This window comes from Paenibacillus sp. J2R1T-4 (assembly GCF_059692235.1).
In genome coordinates, this window is sequence record NZ_JCAUBA010000030.1 from 31,862 (window position 1) to 46,008 (window position 14,147).

Here is a 14,147-nt window from a genome sequence, read left to right on the forward strand (position 1 = left end):
GTACCCCCCCCCTTTTTTTCGGCTGCTTCAGCCGGCTTCGATGACTTTTTGCAACGCTGTGGCAATATCGTGCATCGCTTTTTCGTCGCCAAGCATCGCACTCGGTGCCAGCCACAGCGCTTCTTGCTCGCTCAGCCGCTCACAAACCGGGCAATCATCGATTCTGTCTTCCCCTGTCCATTGCCGAACCGAGCGAATGATCGCCTCATTGCGGTTGAGCGGAACATACCCACCCGACACCGGTATGCCTTCAGCCTGAACCCGTCTGATAAATTCCGGTTTGTCGAGCCGGCTTATGGCCTCGGGTTTCACGTGAAAGATATACCCGTGGTGCGCATGCCGGGTAACCCGCGGGTCGCGCGGCAGGACGCGAATCCCGTCGATATCGGCCAGCAGTTCATTCAGCAGCCGCGCATTCGTCTCCCTGATCTGCATTTGTGTTTCAAGCCGCGTCATTTGGGCCAGGGCAATCGCCGCCTGAAACTCTGTCAATCGGTAGTTCTGCCCGATGCGCTCATGATAATACCAGGCTCCATCCGGGGTGCGCCCTACGTTAATAATCGACCAAGCGTCTCTCCACAATTCATTATGTTTCGTTACGATCACACCGCCTTCGCCTGCGTTAATATTTTTGGACTGCTGCAGGCTGAACGTGCCGACATCGCCTATCGATCCGACCCCCTTTCCTTCCCACTGCGCCCCGACAGCCTGGGCTGCGTCCTCGATCAACGCCAGCTTGTGCTTCGCCGCGATTTCCTTCAATCGCGTCATGTCGGCAGGAGCGCCCGCGATGTGAGCGGCAATAATGCCTTTCGTCCGCGGAGTAATCCGCTTCTCGACCTGATCCGGATCGAGCATCATCGTATTCTCGTCGATATCGGCAAATACCGGAATGACTCCATACAACAAAGGCGCCGACGCAGTGGCAATGAACGTATACGGAGGGACGATCACTTCGTCGCCGGAATTGATCCCGGCTGCTTGCAGCGCTACCGTAATGGCCACCGTGCCGTTCGCAACGCAGACCGCAAAGCCGGTGTCGTGCAGTTCTGCGAACTTCCGCTCCAGCTCCACCATGTTGTCTTGGAATCCCTCCTTAACCTTGCCGCTGCCGCCCCATTTTCCAGAGCGAACGACATCGACTACCGCCTGTTCTTCCAATGCCCCATAAATCGGCCAAGCGGGAAACCCTTCCGTCCGCACCGGCTTTCCTCCATTAATCGCCAGTTTATCCATTTAACCCCTCCTTTTGACTTGGTCAAACTTATCGTAATGGATAGGAGCATTGGGCTTATGCCATTAATTGTTCAATACCTGACATTTCTTGCGATTTTTTTTAATCAACAAATCCGGCCTTCATTCCCTCTAGAACGAAGGCCGGATTTTGATTCTCACGACGTCGCAAGCGGTATGCCGCGCGAATAGGCGTATACGCGGCGCTGTCCAGACTGCATTCAACCCTCAAGGGGGAGGGGGCTTACTTGAGAGAGCCGAGCAGCATGCCTCTGACGATTTTTTTTTGCACAAACGGGTATGCGAGCAGGATGGAACTATAACCAACAAGGTATCGAAAGGTTCTTATATGTCTTGTAGGCAATAAAATCCTTCATCGCAAATTTCATCAACATAACAAAAAACACACCTTCCAATTGAGATTTGTGTCTCAAAAGGTTAGTGCGCTAACGCTCTGATTTCCGTTATACGTAACCGTTAATGTTCCCATCTCGTCGCCTTGCTTGATTGGTGCGATGCGCTTATCCTGATCGATCCGCTCCAAGTCTTTATCAGTTTACACGTATGAAAGTCAAATTAGAAAGGATACCCCCTACTCTTTAGCTCTGTTAAGAATCTAAAGATCATGTATGTTAATAATAGAAACCCCATAAAAGGGGGCTTCTTCTCATTATGCGGAAACCGTTTGTTCGCTTATCAACATATCGACATAGCGGGACAGAAATACCAGGAATGATGCCTAATTTGCTCAACTGCATTCTCTGGTTATTAAGATTTGCTTTTAAGCTGTACCTGACGTATCCATTCCGTCTGGGCCATCGACAAGATCTACCAAGCCGATACCAATCGTGGTGATCGCCGCTGCCTTCCCCAGCTTCATTACGCCAAAAGCTGTGATGTTTCACCGAAAATTATAAAGCGAAACCCGCTAAACCGCGCGGTTACACGTTTGTTGTTTCATAATTTGTTGGAAGAAAAGAAGGATGAGGAGCAAAACAGTACCCTCGTTTCATAATAAATTGCAGTGCTTTTGCAAAGTGTCCTATGCAATATACAACAACTGAATAAATATTCATTTTCCGCCTTAGACCTAAACGGATCGGCTTGTTTGTTGTATTGGCTCAGATGCTGGGATACTAGCTCATCTTTATTGGTAGCCTGAATGTAAAACGACGGTCATCTCCTGGTTACTTCACCTTTTCTTCAACAAGTTAAGAAAGTTCCGTTAGTTTTCGTTCGGTTTAATTATCGATTTAAAAGCAAAAAAAAAACGCCATATATTCGGCGGTTACTCAATACTGGTGAATCTTGCTGGTTATTTTTGCGATAGCGTTATTGAAACGCTCACGTTCCTGACTCTTTGCTCACGAAACTGAAGGTCTCAAAATGACGCTTGTAGAACCTTTCTTTCTCTCTAAGCTTTTTACCCACAAATCAATTAATTCAGGCCCTTCGATCAGATTTATATTTAGACCCTCAGCGTATTTTCTTGCATTAGAAGTAAAGCTACTTGTCGTAACAATGTATCCACCTTTAGCATTTTGTTTTAACATTTGAGAATGAATTATTGCAATCGGTTCAAATCCGATTTTTTGATAGTCTGCATAGCACTTTACCTGCCCAAGGTATAACCCATCCACTGGTGATTCTTCAATATCAACTCCATAGTCCCCGGACCCAACTGTTACTGATGTTTGGCTGATATTGATATCAGATAAGACCTGAGCAACAAACTGCTCGAAATCTAAAGGATTTTCCTTATCGGGATCTTCACTTTTCTTGTAACGATTGTATAAACTAACAAGAAGCGTCTTTTTCATTTCCGCATTTGTCGATATAAGATCGATTACTGAGGATTTAACAAGTTGAAGTTCTTGCTTTGATTTATAGAGGTAGTAACCCATTAGACCAGCAACTATTAAAACAACAATTACATATGACATAACCAGTTCACCATTCCCACTACAATAAATTACATCTACAAACTCATTCTAGTCTAAATTTCAAATATATAAACATTTTTAGGTGCACAGTTAATGACTTCACACCTGTAATAACTTTGTACTCCATGGATAAGACAGTGTGAGTAACGACGATCCGAGGAGTTGGTAAGCATAGGTAATCGACAGTGATGCGGATATACATTTGATTCGAGCTCTCCTCGAGATGCAAACCGCTTTAAGACCCACCGGATCGTTGGAATAGCCATTCGCCTAGTCGGATGCGTGTCTGTTAGAAATAAGGCTAGATTACACTTCCAAAATACTGTGGCAAACTTATGCTTCCAGATTGGAAGATACCTCGAATAATCAAAAAATTCGTTAATTTTTAGAATACTGTTTTATAAGTGAAGTGCCTGCAAAAAACTTTAGAAATATCTTCGATACAATTCTCTTCGCCGTTCTCCCCGCAATTGAGCATATATCTGAGTGGTGGATGCTTTCTCGTGACCGAGCATGCCTTGGATAAACTCCAAAGGTGCACCATTATCTAATAATAAGCAGGCATATGTGTGGCGAAAGCGATGAGGATACACACTAACGGCCACTTCGCTACGGGCTGCCAATATTTTCAAAGAGTACCGTATCGTCGGAATCGCCATACGGCGGATAGGATTAGACTCAGTGACAAACAGGGCTTTGCAGGAATCCTTGCGGCTGTCCAGATATCTTTTTAACCATACTTTGCATTCGGTCGTAAAATAGACCTCTCTCTGTTTCGAACCTTTCCCGTTTACAATAGCCGAGTTGTTTTCCCAGTTGACGTCTTCAATATTTAATTTCTGAACTTCGCCAACACGGCATCCCGAACAGTACAAAAACTCCAGAATAGCGTGCTCACGGGGAGTATGACAGGTAATTTTAAGATGAATTATATCCTCCTCAATCAGAAATTTCGGAATGCGTTTTTCAGTCTTTGGTTCCCTTAGCTTTAAGGCAGGATTTCGTGACAAATGCCCTTCTTCAAACGCAAAACGAAAAAGGGATCGATAGAAACGGATCCGATGTCCTAAACTGCTTGGTTTCAGCCGTTCCGACTGCTTGGCTAGGCAGTCTTTAAGCATGTTTAATGAAACATCCTCGATTTCGAGATTACCGATGTCACGAGTCAACATCTTTAACTGAAGTGAGTAAGCATTCAGAGTGTGCGGACTAAATCCTAATACGCGTTTATCCATCTCGTATAGCTTCCATAACTCAGTTATATTCATAATAAAGAACCTCCCAATTTGTTCTAGAATCTAGTGTTACTAGATTTGGAAGGTTTTAATCTTTGTAGTCGGAATAGGTTTCAATTACTTTTTAGAATAAGGCAACATAACAAGACAGCAATATTTCTTGAACTGTCGTTCGCCGTCCCTCAGTTTTTAACGTGGAAAAGGCAGCCGATCATTCCTCGGCTGCCTCACACACTTTGATTGAGCTATCGTACTCCGTTACTTCAACGAGGCTGCCAATCCATTCCGGCAGCCTCGTTCCTTTTGTTGTAGAGTAGAGGGCTGGTTTCCCAGTCCCCCCTCATCAAACCGTACGAGCGGTTTTCCCGCATACGGCTTTCCGATGTTCTTCACCTTGTGTCTTCGCCACAAGGTAGTGGGTTCTTTGGAGTTCTCGAACTTTTACTTGGGTGTAGTTAGCAGATTCACTGCATTCACTCACTCTTACCTCCGTCGATACCCGTGAACAAAGTAAGGGTGCTTTCCTCCCCCAGGTTATGTTGTCCTGGGTTCGCTGGTACTACCACCCTCTCCAACTCCCTTCCCGCCGCTCACCATTTCACCCTTTTGGGCTTATAGGCTCGCGCTTTACGACGTTGTCGTGCGAGGTAGGGTCTCCCTAGTTCCAGACATAACTGTCACTGCATGCCGATCCCCATACACCGGAGGGTTCTTCCGCGATGCTCTTCCAAGTTCTTCTCGCGTTCCATGGCCTTCGCCATTCAATACGTGGCTCGGCTCCCTCTTGTCCCTTTCGGGTTCGATATGACGATGCGGCAGGATTCACTTTATGTTACGGCCTGTAGTTTTGCTTCACTCCAATGTGAGCTTTTCACAGGGCTCCATCCTTAGGCTCTCACCACCAGATGCCTGCTAGCTACGAGGCGGCTTGGCCCCTACCTCGGTTGGACTTCCACCAACAAGTTATGCCTAGCTTTGCTAGGCGCACTATTCAGCTATCGTTCCCGTTGAATGAAATTTGACGAACTGAAAATTATATCCTTCTTCCGATATACAGTAAATGTGTAGCTATTTTTAGTATGTACGGGTCTTCAGCCATCGTAAATCAATTTCATATGCATCTCTTCTTCACCACGTGCAGACTTTACGTGCTCATTTTGTTGTCTGTTAGAAGAATGTTCCATTGCTAATTTATTTGGTGAATAAGATGATAATATATCATACCTATTGCGGGTTGAGACAACACCCTCACTCGACAGCCAATGGATCTGGGATGTGAAACTTTTCTTTTATTTGAATGATACAGCTTTCCACTTCATCGATAGAGTTAAGGTTTCTGTACACCATCCAACTTGGAGAATGCCAACTCCGTCAGCCATTCTCCAACAAACCCCTTCCAATGATTCAGGTTTTCAAAGCCTCGACAGTCGGTATCTAAAGCTTAAACGGGATTGAAATACGTATTGTCGTTTACGACCGTGCCGGTCCCCGAATCGACAATGCCGGTCGAGCTTTGCAACCTCGTCCCGAAGATCAGTTGGTTCCCGTGAATCCGATTGTAGCTGTCTACGGCCGCGTTTACTTTGATCGCATTGTCCGACCCGTAGCGGACTTCATACTTCGAGGTCGCGTCCGGAACGGTCGTCCAGGCCGTAGTCACGACAGCGACTTTCGTGGTGCCGTTATACGAGGCAACATTTCGTTTCTGCCCGATCCCCGTCCCCGCGACAACAAAGAGCAGCATCCCGTTATATTCGCCCGATACCGCGGACGCCGTCGCCGCCAGCGTGATCGAATTGACGCCGCCCGCCGTGGCAGTGCCCGCATTTTTCAGCCGATTGCGAATGATGTTGCCCTGAATGCTGTTGAAACTCGACGCCGTCGCGAGCGATATATCCGTCCCGCCGGTATTGCCGCTTTCGTCAATGCAGTTACCAAAGACCTGACAATGGGTAACCGTCGCCATGCGCACGCTGGTCGATTTCACATTCGTGAACAGGTTGTTGGCCACCTGCACGCCCGAGGACATTTTCACGTCCATGGCGACCCCGTTCGGGTTGCGTATCAAATTCCCTTCGACCAAATGATTTTTTATAATCGACATGTAAACGGCCCCCTGAAACGAATACTGAACGTCAACGACGTTGTTCTTAAAGGTAACGTTATTGACGTTCCAAACCGAGTTAAACGCGCCCATTTCCGTGCCGACAAACCGGTTCGAATCGACGACGATGTTTTCGACCGTACCGACTCTCCCGTTCAAGCTCAAGCCGTAATTGGCGTTGTTTTGAAACAGGCAGTTCACGATCGTCACTTTTCGGCAAATCCCCCCTGAGTCGGGCTCGATGTCCATCCCGCATTGGGGCAGCGTGCCTCTCGTATTCTCGAACGTGCAGCTGTCGAAGAGCACGTCCTCGCAGTATGTCACGCTGACGCCCTGCCTGCGGTTGTTGTCGCAGCGTACGTTGAAGAAAGCGACATCCCTGCTGCCCGTTTTTACTTTGTCCTGCCCGACGACCGCCCCGTCGCCCCAGCAATTTGCCAGGTACAGGTTGCGAATCCGCACGTGCGTGGAGCCGCCGATGCCGATGGCGAACCCATGCTCGCCGGTCGTCCCTGTATGCTCGTCCCGCTCGCCGATAATTTTCCCGCCGCCCTCGACGGTTACATTTTGCTTGCCGAAAATGTTGATGACATAATACCGTCCGGCGGACGTCGGTTTTGCTTTCAACACCGCTTGCGGGCTTATAACGATCGTCGTATTATCCTTCGCCTCGATGCCGGCGGACAAATCCCCGAGGCCCGATGCGTCCGCATCGATCAGGTAGACGCCTTGAGGAATGTAGGCCGTGACGTTCCCGCCGCCGATCGCGTTGTTGATCGCCTGCGTATCATCGGTCACTCCGTCGCCCTTCGCCCCGAACCATTTTACGTTGACCGTTCCAGCGTCGTGCACCCGTTTGAACCGTTTGCCGCCGGTAGTCACGACTATCGTACCGGTATTGTCCGAACTAGAGACGTCTGTCTCGTCGTATAGGAAAATGCCTTCTTGGCCCGCATCAACCACAAAGTAAGCGTCCTCCGGACGGGAATCGGCGCCGCCCCTAAGCTCTGCAAGCGTAACCTTGACGCAAAAATCAATCGGCTCCAAGTCTTTCCAGTGAAACTTGCCGTCACCCTTGTCATCTTTGCCATTACCGTATACGCTTTCCGTCACGTTCCCAAAACCAACCGGCGCACCCGCGTTTACTATTCCACTTGCCGCCAATACCGCTCCAGCTGCTCCAATCGAAGCCAACAGTTTTCTTCTGCTGATCGTTAAATCGTTCATTCCATTCCCTCCTCTAATGATTCGTAATCGCTTACAGTTCCGATGATAGCTTTCCGGAGCCGGGAATATAAGGGACAAACAAAACGAGAAGTTAACCATTTGTGCCCCACATCGGAGCAGGCGTGATATACTGAGGACAAATGTGCGGATGGTTCGGACTTTAGGTGGAGGTGATCGGCCATGGAAATGTTTTGGGAAAGGATGATCTATACGTTCCAGATGTTGGGCTTTCAATTCGGCGTCAAACCGCCGGGATGGACGTTCCGGGAGCACCATCATCATTTGTGCGAGCTGATGTACTGTCGGGACGGGCGCGTCCACGTATGGATCGGCAACCGGAAGCTGGCGTTCGGCTCCGGCGACTGGCTGTTTCTGAAAGCGGGAGTGCGGCACCGTTTTGAAAACGATTCCGAGACAAACTTTTCTTTTTTCAATATGCATTTCGACATCGATGATCCGGATTTGCGCAAAATGCTCAATTCCACCCCCTTCCATCACATTGCCAAAGAAAAAGCGGACGGCACCCGGCTGACGGAACGCTATCGCGAAATTGAACAAGCCGTTCGCGACAATCAGGAGCAGGCAGCAGCCGCAGCCGACGCGCATCAAAAAATCCGCCAGCTTACCGGCAAACTTGCGCTTCAGGCACACAGCCTTTTGCTGATCCGAGAAATCGCCGAAATACGCCTGGACGAGCAGCAGGCCGCCTGCGGGCAGGAAACGGATGTCCGGTCCCTTTCTTTGTTCCAAACGAATATTGCCCATAAAATCGAGCAGAAACTGTCCGCAACCGTCTATTCCGATACATGCATCAGCGAAATTTCCAGGGATCTCCATATGAGCCGCAACCAGTGCACGAAAATTTTCACCCAGGTGTACGGCATTTCTCCCCGCCAATACGTAAGCGAGCTGAAGCTGAAGCAGGCCAAGGAGCTGCTCTTGCAGACCGATGTGACGGTCGAAGAAATCGCCAGACGGCTCGGGTTCAGCTCGGTCCATCATTTCTCGCGGCAATTTCACCGTTGGACCGGGATGCCGCCGAGCCGCTTCCGGCCCAAGCATACCGCGTCCCCCTTGGTTTGAACCTTTTGACCGCCGCTCTGTATTTCAAGCTGAAGTCAAAGGAGGTATGAAATTGGACCGGCTCAGCATTAGTAAAAAAAGCCGCAGATCGCGGCTTTTTTGTTTTTAACGGAAGCTAGCCCATTGATGCAGTAGCGCCGTTTTGCCGAAGCCGACCGGCGCGCAGGCGGACAGAAGCCGGATGCGGTCGCGGACGTGTGGGAGTTCATCCAGAATATGAGCGCGCAGCACTTCGTTTTCCGATGAAGCGGGCGGATTCGTTTTGGTTTGCAGCATAGCGGGTTACGACGAATGAAGCATAGTTCTTCCCTGTTCGCATACGGTGAACGAAGTGTCCGAGGAAAAGTGCAGGAGACGATGCGCGACGCGCATACGGAAACGGTTATGGCCGAAGCGGCGTCCGAAGGATTTGCCTTGACCCGTGAGGATGGCACCAACTTCAACGCATCCCGGCCGAATTTTTGATCGATCCGCAGGGCGTCATCCAAGTCGCCCACTACGACCGGCTGGTGACCGACCATTTGCCGCTCGATCTCATCGACCGGTTTGCCGCATCGGGCGCGACCGCCGTCGGACCGGCGCAACGCATGGTTCAAGAGTGAACCAGACAGGCCCGCCAATCGGCAGCGGGTCTGTCTTGCGTTTTTGCCTATTGGCTTTTGGCCGCGATATCCCGATTGGCCGCTTCTCCCGCTTCGCGAAGCGCGCTGTTGATGTCGGTCTCGTCGTTGATCACTTTGGTCATCACGCTATTCAAATAAGGCTGAACCAGCGGGTCGTATTTCGAAGGCGTATACGGCGGAGCGAATTTGCTTTTGAATACGCCTTTCGTGCTTTTCCCCTGCAGCGATTTGATGTTGTTGCCGTACAGCTCTTTCAGCGCCTGGTCGTTCAGCGAGGTGAACCTGCCGTTGTTCGTAATTAATTTTTGCGTTTCCGCGCCGGTCAGCAGCTCGATCGCCTGAAATGCTTCTTCCTTATGCTTGCTCAAAGCCGAAACCATCAGGAAATGGCCGGATGAGGCACCCGCCACATTCGGCAATTCCGGGTAGCTTGGAAACTGGACGAGGTCCCAATTGAACTGCTGCGGCGTATTGTTTAACGCCTCCAGCGAGGCGATCCGCACGTCGTAGCCGGGAGACATCGCCGCCGTTTGGTCCTTGAGGAAATTGTTGACCGTGCCGCCCTTGCTGCCGGGAATGTCGTTGAACTTTTTGACCATGGCGAACAGTCTTTTCTAGCCGTCCGTTTCCACGTTCGCTTTGCCGGTCGTCTGGCTCACGTAGGGAAGCGTAAGCTGCGTGCTCAGGTCCAGCAGCCCCGGAAGAACCACGCCCCTGTACTGGACGCCGTCCACCACGCGCGTAAATTTCCGGGCCATTTCGTACACATCGTCCCAGGTCATCCCATCCGTCGGGTAAGTGACGCCGAACGTATCGAACAAATCTTTGTTGTAGAACAAAGCAAAGAAATTGAGCGAGAACGGAATTGCGTACAGCTTGTCTTTGCCGCCGCCATACACCCTCGACGTTTCCATCGCCGCCGGATCGAATTTGCCGAGATCCATTTTGTGCGTCTTGACCAGCTCTGTCAAATCGTAGGACGTTCCCAAATCCCGGTGAAGCGTAATTCTCGGGTAGGTCGTAAAAATGAAATCCGGAAAATCTCCCCCCGCGATCAAGTCCTGGACTCCTTTATCGCCCGTCGTGTTTCTCCGCATCTCGACTGTAATGTTCGGATATTTGGTGTGAATCGGCGCGGCGATCAAGTTTTTGAACTCGTCGTCCGTAATCGTTGCGCCGTCCTGCAGCATGACCAGCTTGACCGGCTCCGCTTGCTTGGGGGGCGGCGTCGCCTCGTTATTCGGGGCGGGTGACGCCCCTTCCTCGGCAGTGCCGCCGCAAGCAGCCAAAGACAAACATAACATTGTGACCGCAACCAAACTTCTCGTCGTTTTTTTGAACATGAGTAAATCCCCTCTTCCCTTGTGATCGCTTTCAAATCGAATAATAGCCTCCCGTGCAAAAGCGCACAATGGACAAACAAGGCGGAAGTTAACCTTTTGTGCCTCCGGTTGTATTTACTGTTGTAGGACCGGTCGAACTTTCGAGCATGCAAACGAGCCTTCGGAATTATTCCAAAGGCTGTTCTTCACGAGGCCGTTTTTTTCTCCGATGTCTGGCCGTGCCGTGTACGGCAATCGTGATGTGCCGTTTACTCGCCCAAAAAAGCGCTGTGTTCCTGCAGCGTATCGCACAGCAGCGCCACGTCGAGTGATCGCGCGCGACGCCCTTCCCGACACGAAAACAGTCGCCGTCCCTTACTCGCGCTTCGCTTTGAAACCGACCGGAGGGACGCCCCAATATTTGCTGAATGCCTTGGAGAAATTTCCGGCATCCTTGAAGCCGCAGCGGGAAGCGGTCTCGTATACTTTATGACCGACGCTCAGCAGCTTCTTGGCCTGCGTCATCCGAATCGCCATGACGTAGTCGGAATAGGCGGCTCCTGTTTCTTTCTTGAACAGGCGGCTCAAGTGAAACGGGTGCAGGGCGAATCGCTCGGCCATCGTATTCAACGACAAGTCTTTGTCAGGCTCGCTCTCGACGATAGCGATCAGCTCGCGGACAACCGGATGCTTTGCCGCGGGGCGGCGCTCCTTGGTGAGCCGAACGAGCCGTCCAACGAGCCGCTGCAACAGTTCATAGCCTTGCTCGGACGATTGGAGCTGCGATAGCATAGTTGTCGTATCCGCCGCTCCGCCGAATACGTCCTCGACGGTCCATCCGCGCCGCTCTGTATGCCGTACGATCAGGTGGCAGGCATTCATGACGTGCAGCTGCCAGACCGCGCCCGACGATACGACCTTCATTTTCGCCTTCCACCATGCCGCTAGGGCCGACTCCGCCCTGTGCACTTCGCCCGTATCCAAGGCGGAGACTAACGCTTCATCCGTTCCGTCTTCCCTTCCTCCGACGTCGCCGTCGACCACCTCTGTCCCTGAGCGGCTTACGACGGTGGTAATGCCCTTCGGCGGATGCACGATTTCGACGCACACACCCGACTCCCCCGGCCCGGCCTCTTCCACATGCAGCCTCACCGTACCCGCCACTCGGTCGTATCGCCAGCTGCGGAACGGATCCGTCTTGATTCTCCTCGTCCGATCCTCACGACGCTGACCGTCCACCCGGACAGCCGCAGGCTTGCCGTCCGTATGGACGATCAGCTCGTAGCTGCGGTTGCGGACCATGCTGGAATAATCCCCCTCGCGCCGCGTAATGTACACGGTCGTCATCTCACGATTGGCTTTACACGACATTTTCGTTCGGGCGAAACATCCGTCCAAATAGTCGAAGGTGGTTCCGTCGTCCTCATATAACATAAACTCGCTGAGAGAGCCGGGGTAAATATCTAGTGTTAGCGTCTCTATCCGCAATTGGCCGATATATTCTAACGACGGCCACATCGGAACGATCGCCCCGGAGCGCACGAATAGAGGGCCGCCCGCCCCCGTAGGAACGGTATAGCTGATCCACTGCGAACCGCTGTAACGCTCCCCTGTCCAGTAATCGAACCAGTTCCCTTCAGGCAAGTATACTTGATCGGTATACACGGCAACGAGCAGGAAATCCCCCAGCATGTATTGCCTGCTCAACTCCCGGCAATTCCGGTCATCGGGGTACAGCAGAGGCATGGCACGTGTAATAGGCATGCCGGTTCGGGCGGCGACATGTGCAGTGGCATACAAGTATGGAAGGAGGCGATAGCGCAGCCGGGCATACCTCTGGAATAGCTCCTGTAGTGGCCGCTCCAGAAAATCCGGATGATGGAAATGATCTTGGCTGTGGATCCGCGACCATGCGAGCAAAAAATCGGCATGAATGCCTTCGCGGGTAATCAGATGCATATTCGTCGACGTGTTGACGTGACCGGATAGCCCGTAATTCAATACGGCCGCGATCGCATGCCTGGCGTCATAAAACGTACCCGTCGTACTGGCCACAAACTGCTGCATGCCCAAATAGCCTTTCTCCATATGAATGACCGGTCGGGTGTTCGTCTGCTGGCGGAAGCCGACATGCATCTGTTTGCCAAGCAGAACCGGATACAAATGGTGAAGCTCCGCGCTCGTCATGCCGTTGCCCCATATCCTGACGGGATGGCTAAACATCGGGTTCTTCAAGCTCAGCACGAAGCCGGAGATGCCGTCATCGACAAACTTGCGCAAATGATCATACCACACCTCCTCCGAATCGTTGCGCTCCCCGTCTGCATTCCCCTCGGCCAACCGTTCCTCAAGCAGGGTCAAATCGTAATCGCAGCCCAGAGTCAGGCTGAGCTTGAAGCCCTGCTTTTGCAGGATGCCGATAAACGAGACTTGACGGAGAAGATCGTTCGTGCTAGTCGGGAACCGTTCCGGATGCCAGCGCTTGGCGGTTGAATAGTCGTTGACCGTCTCCATCCAATCCGCACTCAGTCCGATCAGGTCGCAGGGCGTACCAGACCGACGAAATTTGATGGCGTCGTCGAGCACATCCCTGGCGCTCGACTTTACCCGCGGGCAGAAATTCAGACCATACATCCAGATCGGCAGCAGCTTCGGCTTTCCCGAGACGTCCGTATACGCATCGAGCAGCTCGGCGTATCCGGTTCCGACGAAAAGAAACAGATCCAGTTCGCCCGACGGCCCTTCTATGCTCAGAATGTCATCGGTCGCTGCACCGATGTCGAACGTATGCCGCCACGTCGTATTCACCATGACGGCCCATCCTCTGGAGCTCATTAGAAAAGGAATGGGTGCGCTCGCCCACAGGTCCTGCTCTGCCCACATCGATACGCACAGGCCGCGTCGATCCAGCTGTTCGGGAACGACATTGCCGAGCCCGTACAAGGATTCGTCGGCATTCAGCGAGAAGCGTGCACCGAAACCCGACGCCGAGTCGGACCAGGGCGAACAGCAGGTGTGCAGCCGCTCCTTTCCGTCAGGACCGTACAGACGCAGCTGCCCATCATTCCCGTCGATTCGCAGCGTGGCGCTACCGGCCCGGACGACCGTGACGTCGCCGTACTCCACAGTGCGGCTTTCATCCGCCGCTTCGATGTTAGCGTTTACAATCCGGTACCGTATCAAAGGCGATTCCGGGAAATGCCCCGTTTCATTCATCCGAATCCGGAAGGTGGCGTTAGCTATCGCCTCCGCCACGATCCATCCCCCGTTCCCCAACGAAATCCGGGTATCCGTCACTGTATCCATCTCCACGCCCCCCTTGGCCCTTTCCATTGCTTCCATCATAACATTTCTGCCCCAAAAATGTTATCAGATCA

General features: G+C 51.6%; 10 protein-coding genes. 3 read left to right on the top strand and 7 right to left on the bottom strand.

The annotated features are described in order from the left end of the window. Nucleotides 1–27 precede the first annotated feature (27 nt). From AC58QD_RS30355 to AC58QD_RS30370, 4 genes are all read right to left on the bottom strand, one after another. The gene (locus tag AC58QD_RS30355) at nucleotides 28–1,236 is read right to left on the bottom strand and encodes a DegT/DnrJ/EryC1/StrS family aminotransferase (protein ID WP_497338792.1); all 1,209 of its coding nucleotides are present in this window, start codon (nucleotides 1,234–1,236) and stop codon (nucleotides 28–30) included. 1,361 nt (nucleotides 1,237–2,597) lie between these two features. Continuing rightward, a complete protein-coding gene (locus tag AC58QD_RS30360) occupies nucleotides 2,598–3,176 on the bottom strand; it encodes a restriction endonuclease (RefSeq protein ID WP_497338793.1) in 579 nt (192 codons plus the stop codon). 425 nt (nucleotides 3,177–3,601) lie between these two features. Continuing rightward, complete coding sequence (locus AC58QD_RS30365) at nucleotides 3,602–4,444, bottom strand: tyrosine-type recombinase/integrase (protein ID WP_497338794.1); 843 nt, start codon at nucleotides 4,442–4,444, stop codon at nucleotides 3,602–3,604. Nucleotides 4,445–5,852: 1,408 nt separating this feature from the next. Beyond that, nucleotides 5,853–7,742, bottom strand: a complete 1,890-nt coding sequence (locus AC58QD_RS30370; RefSeq protein ID WP_497338795.1) for a right-handed parallel beta-helix repeat-containing protein — start codon at nucleotides 7,740–7,742, stop codon at nucleotides 5,853–5,855. Nucleotides 7,743–7,922: 180 nt separating this feature from the next. Here AC58QD_RS30370 and AC58QD_RS30375 point away from each other — a divergent pair, with 180 nt between their 5' ends. The 3 genes from AC58QD_RS30375 to AC58QD_RS30385 all read left to right on the top strand — a co-directional run bounded on the left by AC58QD_RS30375 (nucleotide 7,923) and on the right by AC58QD_RS30385 (nucleotide 9,427). Next, nucleotides 7,923–8,825 (top strand): helix-turn-helix domain-containing protein, encoded by a 903-nt coding sequence (locus AC58QD_RS30375; protein WP_497338796.1) that lies wholly within the window; start codon nucleotides 7,923–7,925, stop codon nucleotides 8,823–8,825. Nucleotides 8,826–9,116: 291 nt separating this feature from the next. Continuing rightward, nucleotides 9,117–9,290 carry a hypothetical protein gene (locus AC58QD_RS30380; RefSeq protein ID WP_497338797.1) on the top strand — a complete coding sequence of 58 codons (174 nt, stop codon included), beginning with the start codon at nucleotides 9,117–9,119 and terminating at the stop codon, nucleotides 9,288–9,290. After that, nucleotides 9,287–9,427, top strand: a complete 141-nt coding sequence (locus tag AC58QD_RS30385) for a hypothetical protein (protein WP_497338798.1) — start codon at nucleotides 9,287–9,289, stop codon at nucleotides 9,425–9,427. Before AC58QD_RS30380 ends, AC58QD_RS30385 begins: the two co-directional genes overlap by 4 nt. Nucleotides 9,428–9,474: 47 nt before the next feature. On the opposite strand, the gene AC58QD_RS30390 is transcribed toward AC58QD_RS30385, so the two are convergent. The 3 genes from AC58QD_RS30390 to AC58QD_RS30400 form a co-directional block, all read right to left on the bottom strand. Next, on the bottom strand, nucleotides 9,475–10,047 hold the full coding sequence (locus AC58QD_RS30390) for a type 2 periplasmic-binding domain-containing protein (protein WP_497338799.1): 573 nt from the start codon (nucleotides 10,045–10,047) through the stop codon (nucleotides 9,475–9,477). Nucleotides 10,048–10,062: 15 nt separating this feature from the next. After that, nucleotides 10,063–10,791, bottom strand: coding sequence for an ABC transporter substrate-binding protein (locus AC58QD_RS30395; protein ID WP_497338800.1), 729 nt, complete (start codon nucleotides 10,789–10,791; stop codon nucleotides 10,063–10,065). A 354-nt stretch (nucleotides 10,792–11,145) separates the two neighbouring features. Next, nucleotides 11,146–14,115, bottom strand: coding sequence for a TIM-barrel domain-containing protein (locus tag AC58QD_RS30400; protein ID WP_497338801.1), 2,970 nt, complete (start codon nucleotides 14,113–14,115; stop codon nucleotides 11,146–11,148). Nucleotides 14,116–14,147: the final 32 nt, after the last annotated feature.